The organism is Actinokineospora sp. NPDC004072 (genome assembly GCF_053604195.1).
Genome location: NZ_JBSGHB010000003.1, coordinates 202,828 through 222,860, shown reverse-complemented (window position 1 = coordinate 222,860; position 20,033 = coordinate 202,828). Strand labels below are relative to the sequence as shown.

Here is a 20,033-nt window from a genome sequence, read left to right as displayed (position 1 = left end):
GATCCTGCCAGGCGCAGCAGGGCTGCGGAGAGGATGACGCGGCGGTCGCCGTCGGCCTACGGTGTCGGGGTGACCTGGAAGATCGAAGTGAGCGCCGACCGCTGCATGGCATCGGGCCTGTGCGTCGCCACCGCCCCCGGCCGGTTCGTGATGAACGGGGCCGCCGCCGCGCCCACGGCCACCGACATCGAGCCCGACGACGACGTCATCGACGCCGCCGAGATGTGCCCGGGGATGGCCATCTCGGTCAGCGAGGACGGGCGGGATCTACTCGCTTAGCGGTGCGTTTCTGTCGTACCCCCTCGGTAACGTTTCCCCTGGTGGAAGCCTAGATCGAGGGGAGAACGGCATGCCGGTAACGCTGAGCGCGTTGACCTTTGCCGAGTACGCGACGGGCACCAGGACCCGGCGCACGGAGATCGTCGCGACCCGCCGCATCCCGGCCGACGAGTACGTCGGCGCCCAGTACTACGCACCCCTGCTGGAGGCGATCCCGGTCGCCCTGGCCTCGGCGGACCCGACCGCGGTGCTCACCGTCGCCGCCCAGGGCCTGGAGCTCAGCGGCCAGGAACGCGCCTACGCCGAGGCCACCGACGGCCTCCTGGAGTGGTGGCGCCGCACCCGCGGCGTCGTCGTGACCTCGGGCGAGTCGATCCTGGAGACCGGCGGCCTGCGGATCAACGTCACCCCGCACCTGGCGTACCGCACGAAGACGGGCTCCGAGGTGGCCCTGTTCCACCTCAAGGAGGCCGAACTCCCCCGCGACACCGCCATCGCCGCCGCCCGCCTGATGCAGGTCTGCATGCTCGACCTCCTCCCCGACGCAACCCCCGTCGTCATCGACACCCGCCGCTCCCGCGCCTACCGCATCCCGGCCAACACCAACCTCCCCAAACTCGACGCCTGGCTGGCCTCCCAAGCCACCGCCTACGTAAACCACCAACGCGCGATCTCCTAGACGAGCGCTCCCCACACACACGGCCATCCACGCCGACTTTCGCGGCGGCGGCTCGTGCTCCCCGCACACGCGGGGCTGTTCCCTTCTCCCCGATCCGCTCGTCGCACGTGCGGGGGTGGTCCCCGCGTACACGGGGCTGGCGTTCCGTTTCCGGGCTCGGCGCATTGGCCGATGAGACGACTAAGGGCCGGTCCACAACTTGTGGACCGGCCCTTTAGCTGGTCGGGGTGACAGGATTTGAACCTGCGACCTCTTCGTCCCGAACGCGGTTGCAGGGCGCTCGCTTGTGCCGCGCAGTGTCGTTGAGCTGGGCGGACGTGTCACGGAGGGCTGGCCTCGTCGTCTGAGTACCACCACGTTCGCTGACCGGTGGCTGACTGCGCTGCACGCAATTCGCGCTATGAGGGTGCAGGAAGTGCGAGGGCTTCCACCGGGACGTGAATGTACTCGATCGAGTTGCTGACGGTCTCGGGAATCTCCGCGCGACAATCGACTGCTTGGCACTGGGAGAAGTTGAAGAGGATGGCGTGATCATCACCAGCGGTGACGCTTAGAGGTTGCCTGCGCTCAGCCCACTCCCTGATGAGACGAGACACTGTGCGCACGCACGCTGATTCGCCGGAGACCATGAGACCTACCGGGAGACTGTCTGCCGTGACATAGACGCTCATAGGTGCAGATAGTACGCAAGTAGTCACTGTCTGCCCTTGCCCACTAGGCGGGGGCTTCCTGCCATCCCGTCGACCTGGCGTAGCCCTACCACGGTGGCCACCAGGCGTGCAGCCCTCGACGTGTCGTGAGGTTTGGGCGTAGAGCTGCCCGAGGTCCCGCCTCGACGTGTCCGGCGGCCTGGGCTGGGTGTCAGGGCCTCGGGTGGGTCTGCGCCTGGTGCCAGGCTCTGCGCGCCTGGTGGGCACCGTGGTAGCCCTCTGGGAGGTCGTCGGGATGGCAGGCAGCCACCGACGAACCGCAGCCTTCACGCCCTTCCTGCCATCCCGGAGACCTGCCCGCGCGGCGAGCGCATCTCTTCTGCTCTGGCGGGGGCTACCTGGTCATCCGGGGCACGCCTGTTCGGTCGGCGTGCCCGCGCGGGGACCGGCCGGAGGCCGCACGCCCCGCGCGGGTGTGCGCCGACCGGGATCGGCATGGTGCCTGCGGGCGGCCGGTAGGCCGCCCGCCTTGAACCAGTAGAGAAAGTTCTCACCAGATGCTCACGCCGCTAGTGGATCTCCATGTCGTACACGAGCTGGTAGCGGTCGGCAGGGAACACGATGTCGGCGGTCTCAACGGCGACGTCTAGGTCTGCGCCGGACTCGACGTGCCAGAACGTCTGGGTGATCTCCACAACTTGGAGACCACGGGGGACCTCCAGCTTGGCCGCTTCCTCTGCGGAGGGGTTCCGGACGGTTAGCCGCTCCTCGACCCGGTTCACGTGCACGCCGATCGCGTCGAACCGCTTCACGATCCCGTCGTTGGCGTGCGGGCCTTCGTGGGGATGCTCGATGGCCGTACCGCCCGTGATGGCTAGAGGTTCCCACGCGACGGACATGGTTACGGGAGTTCCGCCCATGCGGATGAAGTAGGAAGTCGCCGTTACCGGGTCACCTTCGGTGATGCCGAGTCGGCGTGCGATCTCGCGCGGGGCCTCCCGCTTGCTGGTTTCGTGCTCGACGTTGACGTCCACGCCGGACGCCTCCGCCTCCCGCACGTATGTGCGCGCCTCCTGAGACCGGAAGTACCGCTGCGGCGCGATCCGGGTCAAGGTGGCGAGTCGTCGGACGAACACGCCTTTGCCGCGCACGCCCTGAGCTAGGCCCCACTCCCGCAGCAGGTTGACCGCTGCGCGTGCGGTGATGGTGGAGACCTCATGTAGGGCACACAACTCCCGCTCGCTCGGAAGCTTCTCCCCGTCTTGCAGGTCGCCGCTGATGATCTTGTCTCGGTACAGCTTGGCAATCCGCCTGTAGGCCGCTTCCTCGTTGTCCGGGAAGTCGGGGTGCGGGCCGAACACCAGTTCGCTCATGGCACACCTTCGCTCTCGCTCGACCCGCCCATTCTCGCACAGAGCCTCGTATGTTGACATACGAGGTTGAGCCGCCGTAACCTCACATACGAACTACCTCGTATACGAGGTGGGTAGTGAGAAGCCCCGCCCGGACGCGACCCGGACGGGGCGTGAAACAGGCCGCCTGACTTAGGGAGACGACCGTGGGAAACGGTACCGGTGTGTTGGAGGGCTCGGCGGTTGCGTCGGGCGTGGTGGACCTGTCGGGGCTCAGCGTCACTGAGTTGGCGGTGGCTGTCGCGGTGGCGGATGGGCCGTTGCCCGCTTTGGGGGATGTGGCGGGTGCTCGTCGGTCGGCGTTGGCCGGTGTGGCGCGTGTGGGGCTGGCAGAGGTGCGGTCTCGGGCGGTTCGGGCGAGGGCGACGGTGGGCGAGTACCACGCGCGGGGTCTGCGGGTGCCGTTGTCGGTGTGGAAGCGGGAGCTGTTTGCCCTGTTCGGGGGCGGCGGGCAGCGTCGATACGAGCGCGCCCATGACCTGGCCTACAGCCTGCTCCTGCAGCGGGCGGGCCGGTGATGACCACCATGCTGAGGCTGGCGAAGACCAGGCAGACGGCGGCTCCGGGTGTGTGGGTGATGCCGGAGGGGTTCCGGTTCTCGGACGAGAACCCGGTTACGGGACTGGCGTACGCGCGGTCTCGGTTCGATGACCTGCCGGGTTATGCGCAGCGGGTGGTGGAGTCGGTGCTCGACCTGGCTGCGTGGCGCTGGGACCGACTGGTGGGAGAGGGTGAGGCGTACTCGGTGGCAGGGGTGTTCACCTGGTACCCGATCACGGACTTCCTGGCGTTGGTCGCTGAGCGGAACGACGACCGGACGCCGCCGTCTGCTCGCTGCCACGAGTGCTGGGACACCCTGGTCGTCCGCGACTCGGACGGGTCGATGACGGGCAGGGTCGGGGCCGGCTACCTGTGCCCGTGCGCGCGCGGTGCCGCCTCGGTGAACCCGGCGCACGCTGGCCACAACATCGTGGACGGCTTGGACAACCCCGAGGCGTGGTGCTGATGACGGCCACGCTGAACCGTCCCGGGCAGCTCGTGGCCGCGTTGCCCACCGAGGACGACCGACTCTGCAACCTGTTGCGCTCCAAAGGGTTCAAGACCTGGCGGGCCAAAGTGGAAGCGGTCGGCGGCTGCGTCAAGCCGGTCCGGCTGTCCGGCTCCGCCACCTGGACCACCGAGGACGGCACCATCCTCCGCGAGGTCGACGGGACGTTGTGGACGCCGTGCGGCAACCGCCGTGAACGGGTCTGCCCGGCCTGCTCCGCCCGCTACGCCGGTGACACCTTCCACCTCGTGCGAGCCGGGCTGTCGGGTGGCAAGGGCGTCCCGGAGACTGTGTCCGGGCATGTGCGGGTGTTCGCCACGCTGACGGCCCCGTCGTTCGGCGCGGTCCACAACCGGCCCACCACCGCCACCGGCAAGGCTCGGCCGTGCGCGTGCGGGGAGCGCCACCACGAGTACGACCCGCGCCTCGGGCAGCCGGTCGACCCGGCGGGCTACGACTACACCGGGGCGGTGCTGTGGCAGGCGCACGCCCCGGAGCTGTGGCGCCGCTTCACGATCCTGTGCGCGCGTCGCCTGGCCCGCGCGTTGGGCATCCGGTCCAGTGAGCTGCGGGAACACCTACGCGTGTCCTACGCCAAGGTCGCCGAGTACCAGCGCCGCGGCTTGGTGCACTTCCACGCCGTGATCCGGGTCGACGGCCCCCGGGGGCCCGTCTCGCCCCCACCCTCGGCGGTCACCGCTGACCTGCTCTGCGCCGTGGTCCGCGACGCTGCCGCCTCGGTCGCGGTCGACACCCCGGACTCGGCGGCGGTCGGCATCCGCACGCTCAGGTGGGGTGACCAGGTGGACGTCGCCCCGATCGCCACCGACGACCCGGGGGAACCGGGGGAGCTGGCCCGGGAACGCAACGTCGCGGCCTACGTCGCCAAGTACGCCGTCAAGGGCACCGGGGCCACCGCCGGGGTCGACTCGCCGATCCGGCACGAGCACCACATCGCCGACCTGGACGTCACCGCACACGCCCGCACCATGATCGCCACCGCCTGGCGGCTCGGCGGGCTACCCGAGTTCGCGGACCTGCGCCTACGGAAGTGGGCGCACATGCTCGGCTTCCGGGGCCACTTCCTCACCAAGTCCCGCCACTACTCCGTCACCTTCGGCGCACTCCGCGCCGCACGCGGACACCACCGCATGACCCGCGAGCTCGCCGAACTCGGCATCACCGACACCGAGACGGTGACCGTCGTCAACGACTGGACGCTCTCGGGCATCGGCTACGGCACCACCGCACAACGCGAACTCGCCGAAGCCATCGGCGACCAGGTCGCCATGCGACGAACGCGCGGCACCTACACCAAGGGGGACCACTCGTGATCATCAACTTCCCGACCCCACGCGACAGCGACGACGACTACCCGGAGGACTGGGACGCCTGCTACGACGGCCCCGAACTGGACCTCTGTCCGGACGCGACTGTCTACACGCTCACCGAAACCGCGTTCCTGCTGGACATGCCGGTCGCCGAGACGGCCAGTCACCTGCGGGACGGCACGGTCCCCGGGATCCAGGTCGACGGCGAGTGGCTCGTCTGGCGACCGGCCCTGATGGCCTGGCTGAACACTCTCCGGGAGGACGGTGACCAGCGGTGATCTCCGAGACCGACGCGGGCCGCCTCGGCCCAGTGATCGACACCCGCTCGATGACCTACACCGTGGAAGAGGTGGCGGCGCTGCTGAACCTCTCGCGCGGTGTGACCTACGCGCACGTGCGAAGCGGCGCGATTCCTGCGATCCGGCTCGGACGGCGCTGGCTGGTGCCGCGCGACCGGTTCCACACCTGGCTTGACGGCCGCACGGAGGGATGACCAGTGGCACACATCAGCAAGACCCCCAGCGGCAAGTTCCGCGCCAACTGGCGTGATCCTTCGGGCCGCCAGTGTGCCAAGACCTTCCGCACCAAGCGGGAAGCCTCCACCTTCTTGCACCACTTGGAGGCCGCGAAGACACAGGGCAACTACGTCTCCCCCCATGCGGGGCGGGCGCTCTTCGGCGAGCATGCGCGGGTCTGGATGGCGACGTGGAACACCGAGAAGACCACGGCCGCCCGAGACGAGTCGCTGATGCGCAACCACGTCTTGGCGCAGTGGGACACGTGGCCGCTGGGCCGGATCGACCACATGTCGGCTCAGGCTTGGGTGACCAGGCTGGGCGCGGACCTGGCTCCGGCATCGGTGACCGAGTGTCACCGGCTGGCGTCAGCGGTGATCCGTTCGGCCATCGCCAACCGGTTGATCGGGGGCAACCCCTTCGACGGCGTGCGGCTGCCGAAGCGGCGCAAGCAGGACACAGACGGCCAGGTGATCAGCCGGACCAACTTCCGGCGGTACCTGCTTCCCGCGGTTCCTGACCGGCACCGGGCCGTTGTCGCGGTGGCTGGTGGCGCGGGCCTGCGGTGGGGTGAGGCCGTGGGGCTGTGCGCGGACGCGATCGACCTCGATGCGGGAGAGTTGCGCGTGGTGCGGACGGTGATCGAGGTCAAGGGACACACCTCGTTCAAGCCCTACCCGAAGTCGGGAGCGGGGCGCCGCACGGTGCCGCTGCCGCCGTGGCTGGTGGCCATGATCCGGGCACATGTTGAGGTGTACCCGAACGGTCCCGGCGGGCTGCTGTTCACCAACGCGGCGAGCGGGGCACTGCGGCGGACGCTGTTCCGGTCGCGGGTCTGGAAGCCCTCTCTCGTGCGGGCTGGGCTGCTCGGTGAGGTCGTGGACCTGGGCGACGGCAAGTATGAAGCCATCTGGTCGGACAGCGACGGCGTGCACTCCGAGGTGTTCTCCCGCGAGTCCAGCGCGGTTGTGCACGTGGCCCGGAACCAGAGCGGTGGGCTGCGCTTCCACGACCTGCGGCACTCGTACGCGACGTGGCTGGTGGATGACGGCGTGCCCGTAAACATGGTTCAGCGCGTCATGGGCCACGAGCACGCCTCGACCACCTTGCAGCTCTACACCCGGCGTACCGAGGACCCGAGCCGCATCCTGCGGGCGCTCGCCGACGACGAAGACGACGACCCGGACGGCTTCGATGGGGCCGCGCTGACTACCTGCTGACCGCATGGCCATAGACAAGCCGAAAGGCCAGGCTGGAAGCTCCAATCAGGAGCCTCTGACCTGGCCTTTCTGGCTGTCGGGGTGACAGGATTTGAACCTGCGACCTCTTCGTCCCGAACGAAGCACGCTACCAAACTGCGCCACACCCCGGTGGAACGTCAGGAAGTCTAGCGGACGCCCGCACGGGCTCCGAACCGGGTTCCCCTCGCGGTCGCCGAGCCGCCCGACAGGCGGGGGACCAGGGTCAGCAGGCTGGCCTCCGGGGGGCACGCGAAGCGGACCGGGGCGTACGGGGAGGTGCCCAGACCTGCGGAGACGTGTAGCCACATGTGGGCGCCCCAGCGCGACGCGCCCCGGGCGCGGCTGCGGTCGAGGTCGCAGTTGGTGACGATGGCGCCGTAGCCGGGCAGGCGGAGCTGGCCGCCGTGGGTGTGCCCGGCGAGGACCAGGTCGTAGCCGTCGGCGGCGAAGGCGTCGAGCACCCGGGGCTCGGGGGAGTGGGTGACGCCCAGGCGCAGGGCGGCCTTGGGGTCGGGCTTGCCCGCGATGTCGCCGTAGCGGTCGCGGCGCAGGTGCGGGTCGTCGACGCCTGCGAAGGCGATCGGGCGGCCGTCGACGGTCAGCAGCGTGCGGGTGTGGGTCAGGTCGTGCCAGCCGCGCTCGATGAAGGCCGCCCGCAGGTCGCGCCAGGGCAGGGCGGTGCCGTGGACGCGCTTCTCGCTGGGGAACAGGTACCGCGCCGGGTTCTTCGGCTTGGGCGCGTAGTAGTCGTTGCTGCCGAAGACGAACACCCCGGGCCGGTTCAGCAGCGGGCCGAGGGCGCGCAGCACCGCGGGGACGGCCTGCATGTGCGCCAGGTTGTCGCCGGTGTTGACCACCAGGTCCGGGTCCAGCGAGTCCAGCTCGGCGACCCAGCGCTGCTTGGACTTCTGCCCGGGCATCATGTGCAGGTCGCTGATGTGCAGCACGCGCAGCGGGCGGGCGCCGTCGGCCAGCACCGGGAGGGTGGCCTCGCGCAGGGTCCAGCGGGTGCGCTCGTACCCGGCGGCGTAGGCGAATGCGGCGGCGCCGAGCGCGGTGGCGCCGAGGACGAGGGACCGGGCGTGGTGGCTCACACCTTCGAGGGTACGTCGCCGCCGGAAACCCGCGTGCGCCAGGCGATACCGTGGGCGGCATGGGACAGCTCAAGGAGCGGCTGCAGGCCGACCTGACCAGCGCGATGAAGGACCGGGACAAGACCCGCACGGCCACCATCCGGATGGCCCTCGCCGCCCTGACGACCGAGGAGGTCGCAGGCGACAGCGCCCGCGAGCTGACCGACGCCGAGGTCGAGCGCGTCCTCACCCGCGAGGTCAAGAAGCGCAAGGAGGCCGCCGACGCCTTCCGCGCCGCGGGCCGCGCCCAGCAGGCCGACCAGGAGCTCGCCGAAGCCGCCGTCCTGTCCGACTACCTGCCCAAGCAACTCGACGACGCCGAGCTGGCCACCCTGGTCGAGGAGGCCATCGCCGAGGTCACCACCGCCCTCGGCGAGACCCCCGGCCCCCGCCAGATGGGCCAGGTCATGAAGGCCGCCACCACCAAGGCCGCGGGCCGCGCCGACGGCAAGCGCATCTCCGCGGTGGTCAAGTCCCGCCTGACGGGCTGATCCGACCGCGAAACGGGCGGCAACGGACTTCCGCTGCCGCCCGTTCCGCATTCCGAAGGTGGATCGAGCCGAGGATGAGCGGCGGCTCGCCGGACCCGGTTAGCGGTAAGCGGTCCACCCCCCCGGTACGGGGATATCGGTTCAGCAATCCGACTGCCGAGTTTGCAAGGCGGATTGCGATCCCGTCGAGCCCGCTCCGTGGTCGGCGCTGCGCCGCCAGGGATGAAGGCGGCGTACTGGATTCGGCGTAGAGCTTTCATCACGGAGGGTTTGGTCCCACTCCCTGAAGACCCCATCCTGCGCAACCAGCTATTCGGCACCATCTTCGGGAGCCGAATTGAGCCTGATGGGCGGGTCATGCGGGATATGAGCTTCTTGGGGTGGGGCCGTGCTTCGGAGTTGACCCAAGTGGAGTCGGTAGTTGTCCGGCTCTGCGCGCGATTGGCTGCCCGCTCCGGTCCTGGCGCGGTGGCGACCATCGAGGACGTGGCGTGCGATCCGAGCTTGCCTGAAATCACCTCTGAAGGCAGGGTGGCCGCCACGGTCACGCTCGATTCCGGGTGATCCGCGCAGGATCGCAAAGATGATCGGTAGGCCTAGCGCAATGACCAGGCCTGAGGTGGCTGGGCGCCCGGGCTAAAGCCGGGCGCCCAGCCACCTGCGCTACGGGTGGACCGGGCCGATGGTGATCGGGGGGCCGTCGCCGTCTGGGGGGCCGCCGGGGCCGTCCGGGGGGCGGTTGCCGTCTGGTGGGCGGTTGCCGTCCGGGGGTGTTGGGGTGCCCGAGCCCGGCGGGTTGCCGGATGGGGGCGGGGTGCTCGGGTCGTTGACCTGCGGGGGTGGGATGTAGCCGGTGCTGACGTAGAGGGTGATCGTCTCGCCCTTGAGGGCGGCGCCCCGGGGGGACTGGCCGATGACCGTGCCGCGGCTGGCGGCGTCGTTCTGGTCCTGGGCGACGACCTTGTAGCCGGCGTTCTGGAGGATCTCGGTGGCCTCCTCGCGGGACTTGCCGACGACGTTGGGCACCCGCACCTCCGGGCCGCCTTCGAGGTAGCGCTCGTTCGTCGCGGGCAGGGGCAGCGCGGGCTTCCCCTCCAGGATCTTGCTCATGGCCTGGTAGAACGTGCGGGCCGGGTAGGTGCCGCCGAAGATGTTCCCCTCGCTGCCGCACAGGCGCACGGGGTCGATGCAGATCCCCTGGGGGGTCGGGCTGTCGTTGAACACCGCGACGGCGCCCGCGAGCTGCGGGGTGCCGCCGAGGAACGCCGCGGACTTGTAGTCCTGGGTCGTGCCGGTCTTGCCGATGCTGGGCCGCTTCCAGCCGAACATGTTGGCAGCGCCCGCCGCGGTGCCGCTGGAGTGGTCCTTGCTCAGGCCGACCGCCAGGCCGTTCGCCAGCGGTTCGGCGACCGCCTGCTCGCAGGGCTGCTCGGTGAAGTCCAGCAGCTTGCCGTTGCGGTCGCGGACCTCCTTGAGCGGCGTCGGCGGGCACCAGACGCCGCCGCTCATGATGGTGGCCGAGACGTTCGCCAGCTCCAGGGTGCTCACCGCGGCCGGGCTCAGGGTGAACGAGGCGTTGCCGTGCGGGTTGCGGTCACCCGGCTTGAAGAACTCCGACTGGCTCACCCGGAGCTGCCCGTCCGAGGCGCCCGGGTTCGGCGGGTCGCCCTGGATGTTCGAGGCCATGGTCTTGCGCAGGCCGAGGCGGCTGGCCATGTCGACCACCGGTCCCATCCCCACCTTCTCCTCGAGGATGACGAACGAGGTGTTCGGCGAGGTCGCCAGCGCCTGCTGGAGCGTCATCTGCGGCGGGTAATTCTCGTTGTAGTTGTTCAGGCAGTACATGTTCGTCGTGCCGCTGGGAGCCCGCGGGCACCGCGTGGCGCCACCGGTGAACTTGTTCGACACGTAGTAGTACGGCGATTTGACGGTGTTGTTGATGCCGCCGCCCGCTTCGAGGTACGCGGCCGCGGTGAAGATCTTGAAGATGGAGCCCGCGCCGAACTTGTTCTCCACCCCGTACGGGTACGGGATGGTCGTCTGGCCCTTGTCGCCGTTGAGCCCGTAGTCGCGGTTCGACACCAGGGCGATGACCTCGTGGCGCTCCTTGCCGGGCCGCACGATGGCCATCGTGTTCGCGATGCCCTTGGTCGTCTTGGGGATCTGGTCCTCGGCGGCCTGCTTGGCCAGGTCGGTGGCCCGACGGTCCAGTGTGGTCTTGATGGTGTAGCCGCCGGTGGTGATCTGGTCCGGGGAGAAGCCGATCTCCTGCAGGTAGACCCACACGTACTGGCAGAAGAAGCCGATCTCCGGGCCCGCGCCGACGCAGTTGGCCGGGGGCTTGCGCACCTCCCGCAGGATGCCCAGCGGCTCCTTCTTGGCCGCCGCGGCGGCCTCCGGGGACAGCTTCTGGGTCTCGACCATCTTGTCGAGGACCAGGTTGCGCCGGGCGAGGGTGCCCGCCGGGTTCTTCCACGGGTTGTAGAGCACGGGGTTGTTCACCGCGCCCGCCAGCAGCGCCGACTGCGCCACCGTCAGCTTGTCGGGGGTCGTGCCGAAGTAGGCGTTGGCGGCCGCGCCGATGCCGTAGACCTCGTAGGCGAACTCGACGACGTTGAGGTACCCGGTGAGGATCTCCTCCTTGGACATCTTCTGCTCGAGCTGGATGGCGATGCGGGCCTCGCGCAGCTTGCGCGCGATGGTCTGCTCCTGGGCCTTGTTCTGCTCGGTCTTGTTGTTCCGGTTGACGACGTTGATCAGGTAGTTCTTGACGTACTGCTGCGTCAGGGTGGACGCGCCTTGGACGTCGCCGCCGGTCTGGTTGGAGATGGCGGCGCGGATGGTCCCCTTCCAGTCCACGCCGTGGTGCTCGTAGAAGCGCCGGTCCTCGATGGCGACCAGGGCGGCCGTCATCGTGGGCGAGATCTGCTCGGGGGTCACCGGCAGCCGGTACTGGTCGTAGATCGTGGCGATCGTCTTGCCCTGCGCGTCGGTGACGCGGGTGACCAGCGGCGGGTCGGTGGCGACCAGGTCGGCCGACACGCTGTCGATGGTGTCGCTGGCCCGGTTGGACATCACCCCCAACGCCCCCACCACGGGGAAGAGCATGCCGGCGACGAGCACGCCAGCGAGCAGGCAGAGGCCGAGAAGCTTCAGCAGGCTGTCTCCAACACGCACGGCCCCAGAGTACGCGCCACCCGATTGGCTCACCGATCACTACGCCCTCGATATTGACATTGCGTAACGTCTGTGCGCCCGGGTGTTCTCGATGGAACCGACGGTCGCTAGAGTCCGTCAACGTCTCACGACAGCGCTTCTTCGACGGTCCGTGTATCTGCGGGCGGGCGGGGAGCACCTGATACCGGGGGGTATCGGGTTGATGGGTCGCGACGACGACAGGGGTGGGGGATACATGTATCTCGAAGCACAGGTCGACTGGCGGGTCCGCGCGACGTGCCGGGACGAGGATCCGGACGGCCTGTTCGTCCGCGGGGCTGAGCAGCGCAAGGCCAAGCTGGTCTGCGTGGCGTGCCCGGTGCGCACGGAATGCCTGGCCGAGGCCCTGGACAACCGCATCGAGTTCGGGGTCTGGGGCGGGATGACCGAGCGGGAGCGCCGCGCGCTGCTGCGCCGCAGGCCCGAGGTCGACAACTGGCGCGACCTGCTCGACAGCGCCCGCCAGGAGGCGCTGCGCCACGACCGCGAGCTACAGGTCGGCTAGCTTCCCGCCGATCAGCCGCAGCCCGTCGAGGTCGTGCACGTCGGCGGGCATGGCCGGGACCTCGGCGAGCGCGACCCCGGGGTGGGCCTTGGTGAACCGGGCCACCAGCCTGCGTTCGCGCTGGTCGAGGGCCACGCGGTCGGCGTGCAGGCGCAGCACCGCCGCGGCCAGCGGCGCGCCGCCGGAGCCCTCCAGGCTCTCCGCGGCGGTCAGCGCCCTGGCGGCGGGCAGCTCGGCCAGCACCGGGTGGGTCCGGTTGACGACCAGGCCCGCCAGCGGCATCGACTCCGCGGCCAGCCGCTCGACGAAGTAGCTGGCCTCGCGCAGCGCGTCCGGCTCCGGCGCGGCCACCACCACGAACGCCGTGCCCGAGGAGCGCAGCAGCTCGGCCGTGCGCCGGGCGCGCTCGCGGAAGCCGCCGAACATGCTGTCGAAGGCCTGCACGAACGCCGACGCATCGGCCAGCAGCTGGCCGCCGACTACGGTGGACACGGCCTTGGCGAACAGGCCGAACCCGGCGCTGACCACCTTGCGCAGCCCGCGCCCGCCCGCGCGGGCCGGGCCCATCAGCAGCTTGATCATGCGCCCGTCCAGGGCGGTGGACAGCCGCTGCGGGGCGTCGAGGAAGTCCAGCGCCGAGCGCGACGGCGGGGTGTCGACCACGATCAGGTCGTAGGCGCCCTCGGCCGCGAGCTGGCCGAGCTTCTCCATCGCCATGTACTCCTGCGTGCCGGAGAACGACGTGGAGATCGTCTTGTAGAACGGGTTGGCCAGCACCTCGCGCGCCCGCTCCGGGCCCGCGTGCGCGAGCACCATGTCGTCGAAGGTGCGGCGCATGTCCAGCATCATCGCGCTCAGCTCGCCCGCCGGGGCGAACCCGTCGACCTCGACCTGGCGCGGGGTGTTGTCGAGCTCCTCCAGGCCCAGCGACTGGGCCAGCCTGCGCGCCGGGTCGATGGTGAGCACGACGGTCTTGCGCCCGCGCTCGGCGGCGCGCACCGCGATGGCGGCGGCCGTGGTCGTCTTGCCGACGCCGCCGGAGCCGCAGCAGACGACCACCCGGGTCGCCGGGTCGTCGACGAGCCGGTCGATGTCCAGCGCGGTCACCGGACCCCCTGCTCGACCAGCGCCTCGGCCAGCTCGTACAGCGCGGCGGTGTCCACGCCGTCGACCAGGTCCGGCAGCTCGACGGCGGGCAGGTCGACCTCGGCCAGCTGGGCCCGCGCCCGCTGCTCGGCCTGCAGCCGCACCGCGTGCTCGACGGTCTCGGCGACCAGCCCGTCCAGCACGTCGTCGGCCAGGGCGAGCCCGGCGGCGGCCAGGCCCTCGCGCACCCGGCCCGCGTCGACGCGGCCGTCGGCGGCGCGGGTGACCGAGCGGGCGGGCAGCCGCGGCGGGCGGACCCGGTTCAGCACGATCGCCCCCGGGCGCAGGTCGGCGCCGTCGAGCTCGCCGACGGCGTCAACGGTCTCCCGCACCGGCATCTCCTCCAGCAGCGTGACCAGGTGCACCGCGGTGTCCCCGGAGTGCAGCAGCCGCACGACGCCCTCGCTCTGGCCGCGGATCGGGCCGACCTTGGCCAGGTCGGCCATCGCCCGGGTGACGTCGAGGAACTTCACGATCCGGCCGGTCGGCGGGGCGTCGACCACCACCGCGTCGTAGGCGTGCCTGCCGCCCGCGTCGGTGCGGCGCACGCACTCCTTGATCTTCCCGGTGAGCAGCACGTCGCGCAGTCCCGGTGCGAGCGTGGTGGCGAACTCGATGGCGCCCATCCGGCGCAGCGTGCGGCCTGCGAAGCCGAGGTTGTAGAACATCGCCAGGTACTCCAGCAGCGCCGCCTCGACGTCGATGTGCAGCGCGCGGACCTCGCCCCCGCCGGGCGCGACGGCCACCTTCTCCTCGGCGTAGGGCAGCGGCCGGGTGTCGAAGACCTGCGCGATGCCCTGGCGGCCCTCGACCTCGACCAGCAGCACCCGGCGCCCGCCGTGCGCCAGGGCGAGGGCCAGCGCGGCGGCCACGGTGGTCTTGCCGGTCCCGCCCTTGCCGGTCACCACGTGCAGGCGCGCACGGGCGATCTCGGCGGTCCAGCCCACGACGGGAGAGGTCACCTGTTCAGGGTAAATGCCGGGTTGTCGGTCCCGCCCTGTGATGCTTCACCCTACGAGCGCCAGCACCGCGGCCGCGGCCCCGACGACGGCCACCGCACCCCAGGCGACCAGCGGGGCGAGCACCGTCGCGGTCAGCAGGCAGAGGAGGACGAGCACGGCCGTGGCCACCGCCCCCGCCATCGCCACCGGACCCGACCGGCCCGCCCGGTCGCGCACCTTGGCCATCGTGACCAGCACGAGCAGCAGCCCGCCCGCGGCCAGCAGCGCGGTCGCCAAGATCCGCCAACCCTCCATCGGGCCACCGTAGTCCGCGCGTCATCCGGCCTGCCCTAGGCTGCGGTCATGACTCGATGGGAGTACGCGACCATCCCGCTGCTGATCCACGCGACCAAGCAGATCCTCGACCAGTGGGGCGAGGACGGCTGGGAGCTGGTCACGGTGCTGCCGAACCCGACCGGCGAGCAGCACGTCGCCTACCTCAAGCGGCCGAAGGCGGCCTGACGTGTCCGCGCAGAGGCGACTGGACGAACTGGGCATCCTGCTGCCGAAGGTGCCCGCGCCCGCGGGCTCCTACCTGCCCGCGGTCCGCACCGGCTCGCTGGTCTACACCGCGGGCCAGGTCCCGCTGGTCGACGGCAAGATGGCCGCCACCGGCAAGGTCGGCAGCGACCTCAGCGCCGAGGAGGGCGCCGCGCTCGCCGGGATCTGCGCGCTCAACGCGCTGGCCGCCATCGACGAGTTGGTCGGCGTGGACTCCGTAGTCCGGGTGGTGAAGGTCGTCGGCTTCGTCGCCTCCGCACCCGGGTTCACCGGGCAGCCCGCGGTCATCAACGGCGCGTCCAACCTGCTCGCCGAGGTGTTCGGGGACGCGGGCAAGCACGCCCGCTCCGCCGTCGGCGTCGCCGAGCTGCCGCTGGGCGCCCCCGTCGAGGTCGAGCTGATCGTCGAGGTCGCGTGAGCACCGCCGAGGACTGCCACGAGCTGCTGCTGCGGTTCGCAGGCCGGATCGGCGACCGCGAGCTGTGGCGGCTGCGCGACTGGGTGGCGGCCGGGGCCGTCGACGCGGTCGCCCGCGCCCTGCCGCTGATGCTGCTGCGCGAGCGGGTCGGCATCACCCCCGAGGAGTCCCGCGCGCTCGGCGCCGTCCTCGTGCCCGCCGGGGCCGACCCGGAGCGGCTCAACGCCGTCCCGTGGGTCGACGAGGTGCCCGAGCTGGGCTTCACCTTCAGCGCGGAATCACCGGAATGGGCCAGCCGGGGCGACTCGCTCGCGGTCGTCATCGGCGCGCTGCTGCGCGGGCGGCCCGAGGTGGTCGACGCCCGCTCCAGCTGGCGGCGCGGCCGCTCCGGCGACACCCGGGTCGTGCTGGTCACCGTGACCGGCGACGCCGTGCGGCTGACCGGCGAGCTGCAGCGGGTGCTGCGCGCGCTGGGCAGCGACGAGCCCGCGGTCGAGGTGCTGGTCCGCGGGCACGACGTGCCCGACTACCACCGCGCGGCGCTGGCCGCGTCCGAGCCGCTGGTCGCGCTGGCCCACCACTAGACCCGGCAGGTCACGACCAGCCGCGGCGCTGGTCCCGACGCAAGGGGAGGACGACCGTGACACAGGTCACCGCTAGGAAGGGGACCGCGCTGCCGATCCGGGTGCACGACCTGCTGCTCGCGCTCGCGGGCAGGCTGGACGACGACGCCCTGGCCGAGGCGCGCGAGCTGGTCGCGGCCACCGAGGTCGATCGGGCGCTGGAATTCGTCGTCGGCTGCCTGGTCGCGGGCCCGATCCCGCTCACCCCGGACGAGCAGGCGGAGCTGCACGACCTGATGGTCGCCGCCCACTGCGACCCCACCGTGGCCGCCCGCGTGCCGGTGACCGAGGCCGCGGCCGCCTTCCGCCACCGCTTCGTCGCGGGCCGCGTCGACGGTGTGTCCCCCGAGGACGGCGTCGCCGAGGCCGCGTCGCGGGTGCTCGACGTGCTGCCGGACATCCGCGCCGTCTGGGCGGTCTGGCGGACCACCCCGGCGGGGGCGGTGTCCGGGCCGGTGCCGCACCGGGTCGTGCTGATCGGCGTCGGCCCCGGCGGCTTCGCGCCCGCGACCGCCTACCGGGTCCAGCACGCCCTGCGCCGCGCGGGCCTGACCGCGTCGGTCGAGGTGCTCCGCGAGGGCGCCGACCACAGCGACTACCACCACGCCGCCGTCCGGTACGCCACCGAGGTGATGGCCGAGCGCGCGTCCCTGCCGCCCGCGGTGTCCGCCACGCCGGTCAAGGTCGTCGCCGAGCCGGAGCCTGCCGGTCCGTCCTGGATGGAGGAGGCCCCGCAGCCCGCGCCGGAGTCCCTCAACGACCACGAGCTGGACCTGCTGCGCCAGCTCCAGGAGGAGCTGGCCCGCCGCGAGCAGGCCGACGGGGCCGCGCCCCAGCAGCCCGCGGCCTGGCAGGGCGACCTGCCCGCGCCCGCGAACCACCCGTTCGACTGGCACGAGGCCAACACGATGGTCAACGGCGTGCCGCTGCAACCGCCGGACCAGCGCTCCTAGACGGCCTTGCGCACGGCGTCGACGAGCCTGCAGAGCCGCAGGCCGCGGCGCACGTCGAGGTCGTGCTCGGGCTGGCCGGCGTCGATGAGGGCGAGGAACCGGTCCAGCGCGGCGGCGTAGGCGTCCTCGGGGCCGGTGGCCCGGCCGACGACCTCGCGGTAGCCGTGCTCCCCGTACACCGAGACCTCGGTGATGGTGGGGCGCATCGGCAGCCGCATGGACAGCGTCGCGGTGCTCGTCGCCCCACCGGCGTGGCCGAGCACCACGTGCCACAGGTCAGGCGCCGACCAGCTCGCCGCCAGGACCTCCTCGACCGGCCCCAACGCGACGTCGAGCAAGTCGAGCACGTGCGGCCCGACGTCGGCCAGCGCGCCGCCTTCATGCCGCCAGGTCGAGGTGGAGTACTCCCCACCTAGCAGCGCCCCCGACAGCCACCGCGCGCTCCCGCCTGCCCACCCGCCGAGCCGGTGCACGTCCCGCAGCCACTCCTCGGTCTCCCCGGCGAACCGCCGCACCAGGTTCACCAGCGACACCACCCCCGCGTCTCCGACGGCCCCCGCGACCCGCTCCCCGTCCTCGACGGTCCCGGCGATCGGCTTCTCCAGCAGAACGTGCTTCCCCCGACGTGCCGCCTCCACCACCAGCCCGCCCTGGACCGCGGGCGGCACCGCGAACGCGACCGCGTCCACCTCCCCCAAGAGCTCCGCGACATCCCCGAACACCGGCCCACCCATGCCCGCCGCCGCCTCGGGCCGCCGCGCCCACACCCCGACGAACTCGACCCCGGGGTGCTTCGCCAGCCCCGGCCCGTGCACCCGCCGGGCCCACGGCCCCGCCCCGATCAACCCAACCCGCAGCATGCGGCTCATTAAATCGGCAACGCCCGCCCCTCCACCGGTCACCAGTCGCCATCCCTTGCTTCCTTGCAACGTTCGCTTCAGCTCCGGCCGCGGTCTCTTCTGCCGTGCCTTTCCGGGTATCGGCTGGTCCTGGCTCCGGCCTGCGGGTCCTCTGGGCCGGGTGGGCGCGTATAGGGTCGGGGCGTGCGTGAGCTGCCTGCGGAGATGGTGCTGCCTGACGGGTTCGTGCCACCGGTGCCGCCTGATCCGCCTGCCGTCCCCCGGGATGCCGCCACCGTGATGCTGGTGCGGGACACCCCTGGCGGGCTGGAGGTGTTCCTGCAGCGGCGGGTGGTCGGCATGGCGTTCGCCGGGGGGATGACCGTGTTCCCCGGCGGGGGCGTCGACCAGCGCGACGTGGATGCCTCGGTGGCGTGGCACGGGCCGGACGCGGACTGGTGGGCGCACGGGTTCGGGTGTTCGCCCGCGCTGGCCCGGGCGTTGGTGTGCGCGGCCGTGCGGGAGACGTTCGAGGAGTCCGGGGTGCTGCTGGCCGGGCCGGACGGGGGCAGCGTGGTGGCCGACGCGCGGCCGTACCACGAGGCCCGGGCGGCGCTGGTGGCCCGGGAGATCTCGTTGGCGGGCTTCCTCGCCGACGCCGGGCTGGTGCTGCGGGCGGACCTGCTGCGGCCGTGGTCCAACTGGGTCACCCCCGCGGAGGAGCCGCGGCGCTACGACACCCGGTTCTTCCTCGCGGCCCTGCCCGCGGGCCAGCGCGCCGACGGCGAGACGACCGAGGCCGACCACGCCCACTGGCAGCGCCCCGCCGACACCCTCGCCGACTGGCGCGGCGGCGAGTGCGCGCTGATGCCGCCGACCTGGGTCACCCTGTCCGAGCTGGCCGAGCACTTCACGGTCGCCGACGCGATGGCCGCCGACCGCAGGCTCGGCAAGATCATCCCCAAGATCGTCCGCGACGGCGGCGTCACCCGCGTCGTCCTGCCCGAGGACCCCGCATGACGCACCCGGCCTACGGCGTGGTCCGCCCGGTGACCCCGTTCGCATCGGTCCTGCTGGAGGACAACCCCGGCACGATGACCCTCGACGGCACCAACACGTGGCTCCTGCGCGCCCCCGGCGCCGCCGAGTGCGTCGTCGTCGACCCCGGCTACGAGGACGAACCCCACCTGCGCCGCGTACTGGAGGCCGCGGGGCAGGTGGCGGCCATCCTCATCACCCACCACCACGCCGACCACGTCCAGGGCGCCCCCTGGCTGGCCCGCGCCGCCAACGCCCCGATCCGGGCGTTCGACCCGGCCCTCTGCGCAGGCGAGGGCCCGCTCCGCGACGGCGAGGTCCTGGCGCTGGCCGGGCTGGAGCTGGAGGTCCGGCACACCCCGGGCCACACCGCCGACTCCATCTGCCTGTCGATCGCCCACGACGGCCACACGGCCGTCCTGACCGGCGACACGGTGCTCGGCAGGGGGACGACGGTCATCGCCCCACCGGACGGCCACCTGGGCCAGTACCTGGACTCGCTGCGCCTGCTGGCAGCCACCAGCCCCGGCACCCGGGTCCTCCCCGGCCACGGCCCGGACCTCCCGGACCTCCCGACCACGGCCGCGACCTACCTCGCCCACCGCGAACAACGCCTATCCCAGATCCGGACCGCCCTGACCCAACTGGGCCCCACCGCGACGGCCCGACAGGTGGTCGAACTCGTCTACGCCGACGTCGACCCGTCCCTCTGGGACGCAGCCGAGTGGTCGGTCCAGGCCCAACTCGCCTATCTCCGCGAGTCGGCCTGACCGAGCCCTCGCCCAGCCAGCCGGGGGGCGGGGAGGGGACAGGGCGCGTTCCACATCGTCGGGGTCGTGCGGCGGCCGGAGTGGGCAGCCCGAGCGGTTTCCTGCCTGTCGACCCGAGACGGTGGCTCGATCGGGTGTGACGGGCGGGCACCGGTGGGCGGCGATGCCGCGAGGTGCTGTGCAGGTGCGCGGGTGAGCCGCGCTATTCGGTTGTGGGTCAGGGTTCGTGGTTGCCTCCATCGTT

The 20,033-nt window shown here is 71.6% G+C and carries 23 protein-coding genes and 1 tRNA gene; 16 read left to right on the top strand and 8 right to left on the bottom strand.

Features of this window, described 5'->3' with window-relative positions; translation table 11 throughout:
• Positions 1–69 precede the first annotated feature (69 nt).
• Both ACWEPX_RS05855 and ACWEPX_RS05850 read left to right on the top strand, forming a co-directional pair.
• Positions 70–279, top strand: coding sequence for a ferredoxin (locus tag ACWEPX_RS05855; protein WP_451895943.1), 210 nt, complete (start codon positions 70–72; stop codon positions 277–279).
• A gap of 70 nt (positions 280–349) precedes the next feature.
• Entirely contained in the window at positions 350–958 is a 609-nt protein-coding gene (locus ACWEPX_RS05850; RefSeq protein WP_451895942.1) for a hypothetical protein, read from the top strand.
• Positions 959–2,177: 1,219 nt separating this feature from the next.
• Here the strand turns inward: ACWEPX_RS05850 and ACWEPX_RS05845 are convergent.
• Entirely contained in the window at positions 2,178–2,981 is an 804-nt protein-coding gene (locus ACWEPX_RS05845) for a GntR family transcriptional regulator (protein ID WP_451895941.1), read from the bottom strand.
• A 185-nt stretch (positions 2,982–3,166) separates the two neighbouring features.
• On the opposite strand from ACWEPX_RS05845, the gene ACWEPX_RS05840 reads away from it, so the two are divergent.
• The 6 genes from ACWEPX_RS05840 to ACWEPX_RS05815 are packed head-to-tail and all read left to right on the top strand — an operon-like array spanning position 3,167 to position 7,134.
• Positions 3,167–3,538 carry a hypothetical protein gene (locus ACWEPX_RS05840; RefSeq protein ID WP_451895940.1) on the top strand — a complete coding sequence of 124 codons (372 nt, stop codon included), beginning with the start codon at positions 3,167–3,169 and terminating at the stop codon, positions 3,536–3,538.
• On the top strand, positions 3,535–4,026 hold the full coding sequence (locus tag ACWEPX_RS05835) for a hypothetical protein (protein ID WP_451895939.1): 492 nt from the start codon (positions 3,535–3,537) through the stop codon (positions 4,024–4,026). The genes ACWEPX_RS05840 and ACWEPX_RS05835 overlap by 4 nt, the downstream gene beginning before the upstream one ends.
• Positions 4,026–5,402, top strand: coding sequence for a replication initiator (locus ACWEPX_RS05830; RefSeq protein WP_451895938.1), 1,377 nt, complete (start codon positions 4,026–4,028; stop codon positions 5,400–5,402). The genes ACWEPX_RS05835 and ACWEPX_RS05830 overlap by 1 nt, the downstream gene beginning before the upstream one ends.
• Complete coding sequence (locus ACWEPX_RS05825) at positions 5,399–5,677, top strand: hypothetical protein (protein WP_451895937.1); 279 nt, start codon at positions 5,399–5,401, stop codon at positions 5,675–5,677. Before ACWEPX_RS05830 ends, ACWEPX_RS05825 begins: the two co-directional genes overlap by 4 nt.
• Complete coding sequence (locus ACWEPX_RS05820) at positions 5,674–5,892, top strand: helix-turn-helix domain-containing protein (RefSeq protein ID WP_451895936.1); 219 nt, start codon at positions 5,674–5,676, stop codon at positions 5,890–5,892. The genes ACWEPX_RS05825 and ACWEPX_RS05820 overlap by 4 nt, the downstream gene beginning before the upstream one ends.
• Positions 5,893–5,895: 3 nt before the next feature.
• Entirely contained in the window at positions 5,896–7,134 is a 1,239-nt protein-coding gene (locus ACWEPX_RS05815) for a tyrosine-type recombinase/integrase (protein WP_451895935.1), read from the top strand.
• A gap of 76 nt (positions 7,135–7,210) precedes the next feature.
• On the opposite strand, the gene ACWEPX_RS05810 is transcribed toward ACWEPX_RS05815, so the two are convergent.
• Both ACWEPX_RS05810 and ACWEPX_RS05805 read right to left on the bottom strand, forming a co-directional pair.
• A tRNA-Pro gene (locus ACWEPX_RS05810) sits at positions 7,211–7,284 on the bottom strand.
• 17 nt (positions 7,285–7,301) lie between these two features.
• Positions 7,302–8,249, bottom strand: coding sequence for a metallophosphoesterase (locus ACWEPX_RS05805; protein WP_451895934.1), 948 nt, complete (start codon positions 8,247–8,249; stop codon positions 7,302–7,304).
• A gap of 59 nt (positions 8,250–8,308) precedes the next feature.
• Here ACWEPX_RS05805 and ACWEPX_RS05800 point away from each other — a divergent pair, with 59 nt between their 5' ends.
• Positions 8,309–8,779: a GatB/YqeY domain-containing protein gene (locus ACWEPX_RS05800; protein ID WP_451895933.1), complete on the top strand. Its 471-nt coding sequence runs from the start codon at positions 8,309–8,311 to the stop codon at positions 8,777–8,779.
• 663 nt (positions 8,780–9,442) lie between these two features.
• Here the strand turns inward: ACWEPX_RS05800 and ACWEPX_RS05795 are convergent.
• A complete protein-coding gene (locus ACWEPX_RS05795) occupies positions 9,443–11,956 on the bottom strand; it encodes a transglycosylase domain-containing protein (protein WP_451895932.1) in 2,514 nt (837 codons plus the stop codon).
• A 235-nt stretch (positions 11,957–12,191) separates the two neighbouring features.
• On the opposite strand from ACWEPX_RS05795, the gene ACWEPX_RS05790 reads away from it, so the two are divergent.
• Positions 12,192–12,500, top strand: a complete 309-nt coding sequence (locus ACWEPX_RS05790; protein WP_451895931.1) for a WhiB family transcriptional regulator — start codon at positions 12,192–12,194, stop codon at positions 12,498–12,500.
• Here ACWEPX_RS05790 and ACWEPX_RS05785 read toward each other — a convergent pair.
• The 3 genes from ACWEPX_RS05785 to ACWEPX_RS05775 are packed head-to-tail and all read right to left on the bottom strand — an operon-like array spanning position 12,486 to position 14,902.
• Positions 12,486–13,607 (bottom strand): ArsA family ATPase, encoded by a 1,122-nt coding sequence (locus tag ACWEPX_RS05785; RefSeq protein ID WP_451895930.1) that lies wholly within the window; start codon positions 13,605–13,607, stop codon positions 12,486–12,488. The two genes, ACWEPX_RS05790 and ACWEPX_RS05785, sit on opposite strands and share 15 nt — an antisense overlap.
• A complete protein-coding gene (locus ACWEPX_RS05780) occupies positions 13,604–14,608 on the bottom strand; it encodes an ArsA-related P-loop ATPase (protein ID WP_451895929.1) in 1,005 nt (334 codons plus the stop codon). The genes ACWEPX_RS05785 and ACWEPX_RS05780 overlap by 4 nt, the downstream gene beginning before the upstream one ends.
• Before the next feature lie 45 nt (positions 14,609–14,653).
• Positions 14,654–14,902: a hypothetical protein gene (locus ACWEPX_RS05775; protein ID WP_451895928.1), complete on the bottom strand. Its 249-nt coding sequence runs from the start codon at positions 14,900–14,902 to the stop codon at positions 14,654–14,656.
• A 48-nt stretch (positions 14,903–14,950) separates the two neighbouring features.
• Here ACWEPX_RS05775 and ACWEPX_RS05770 point away from each other — a divergent pair, with 48 nt between their 5' ends.
• Genes ACWEPX_RS05770 through ACWEPX_RS05755 form a run of 4 tightly spaced genes read left to right on the top strand, consistent with a single transcriptional unit; the run spans position 14,951 to position 17,142 of the window.
• Positions 14,951–15,109 carry a hypothetical protein gene (locus ACWEPX_RS05770; RefSeq protein ID WP_378250681.1) on the top strand — a complete coding sequence of 53 codons (159 nt, stop codon included), beginning with the start codon at positions 14,951–14,953 and terminating at the stop codon, positions 15,107–15,109.
• A gap of 1 nt (position 15,110) precedes the next feature.
• The gene (locus ACWEPX_RS05765) at positions 15,111–15,566 is read left to right on the top strand and encodes a RidA family protein (protein ID WP_451895927.1); all 456 of its coding nucleotides are present in this window, start codon (positions 15,111–15,113) and stop codon (positions 15,564–15,566) included.
• Positions 15,563–16,150: a hypothetical protein gene (locus tag ACWEPX_RS05760; RefSeq protein WP_451895926.1), complete on the top strand. Its 588-nt coding sequence runs from the start codon at positions 15,563–15,565 to the stop codon at positions 16,148–16,150. The genes ACWEPX_RS05765 and ACWEPX_RS05760 overlap by 4 nt, the downstream gene beginning before the upstream one ends.
• Positions 16,151–16,206: 56 nt before the next feature.
• Positions 16,207–17,142 (top strand): hypothetical protein, encoded by a 936-nt coding sequence (locus tag ACWEPX_RS05755; RefSeq protein ID WP_451895925.1) that lies wholly within the window; start codon positions 16,207–16,209, stop codon positions 17,140–17,142.
• Here ACWEPX_RS05755 and ACWEPX_RS05750 read toward each other — a convergent pair.
• Positions 17,139–18,011, bottom strand: a complete 873-nt coding sequence (locus ACWEPX_RS05750; protein WP_451896172.1) for a Gfo/Idh/MocA family protein — start codon at positions 18,009–18,011, stop codon at positions 17,139–17,141. The two genes, ACWEPX_RS05755 and ACWEPX_RS05750, sit on opposite strands and share 4 nt — an antisense overlap.
• A 195-nt stretch (positions 18,012–18,206) precedes the next feature.
• On the opposite strand from ACWEPX_RS05750, the gene ACWEPX_RS05745 reads away from it, so the two are divergent.
• Positions 18,207–19,001, top strand: coding sequence for an NUDIX hydrolase (locus ACWEPX_RS05745; RefSeq protein ID WP_451896171.1), 795 nt, complete (start codon positions 18,207–18,209; stop codon positions 18,999–19,001).
• A complete protein-coding gene (locus tag ACWEPX_RS05740; protein ID WP_451895924.1) occupies positions 18,998–19,789 on the top strand; it encodes an MBL fold metallo-hydrolase in 792 nt (263 codons plus the stop codon). The genes ACWEPX_RS05745 and ACWEPX_RS05740 overlap by 4 nt, the downstream gene beginning before the upstream one ends.
• Positions 19,790–20,033: the final 244 nt, after the last annotated feature.

Bases quoted from the DNA above. Each gene is read 5' to 3' on its own strand.
- ACWEPX_RS05850 (WP_451895942.1), top strand. From the start codon at position 350: ATGCCGGTAACGCTGAGCGCGTTGACCTTTGCCGAGTACGCGACGGGC.
- ACWEPX_RS05845 (WP_451895941.1), bottom strand. From the start codon at position 2,981: ATGAGCGAACTGGTGTTCGGCCCGCACCCCGACTTCCCGGACAACGAG.
- ACWEPX_RS05830 (WP_451895938.1), top strand. From the start codon at position 4,026: ATGACGGCCACGCTGAACCGTCCCGGGCAGCTCGTGGCCGCGTTGCCC.
- ACWEPX_RS05800 (WP_451895933.1), top strand. From the start codon at position 8,309: ATGGGACAGCTCAAGGAGCGGCTGCAGGCCGACCTGACCAGCGCGATG.
- ACWEPX_RS05790 (WP_451895931.1), top strand. From the start codon at position 12,192: ATGTATCTCGAAGCACAGGTCGACTGGCGGGTCCGCGCGACGTGCCGG.
- ACWEPX_RS05775 (WP_451895928.1), bottom strand. From the start codon at position 14,902: ATGGAGGGTTGGCGGATCTTGGCGACCGCGCTGCTGGCCGCGGGCGGG.
- ACWEPX_RS05770 (WP_378250681.1), top strand. From the start codon at position 14,951: ATGACTCGATGGGAGTACGCGACCATCCCGCTGCTGATCCACGCGACC.
- ACWEPX_RS05750 (WP_451896172.1), bottom strand. From the start codon at position 18,011: ATGAGCCGCATGCTGCGGGTTGGGTTGATCGGGGCGGGGCCGTGGGCC.
- ACWEPX_RS05745 (WP_451896171.1), top strand. From the start codon at position 18,207: ATGGTGCTGCCTGACGGGTTCGTGCCACCGGTGCCGCCTGATCCGCCT.
- ACWEPX_RS05740 (WP_451895924.1), top strand. From the start codon at position 18,998: ATGACGCACCCGGCCTACGGCGTGGTCCGCCCGGTGACCCCGTTCGCA.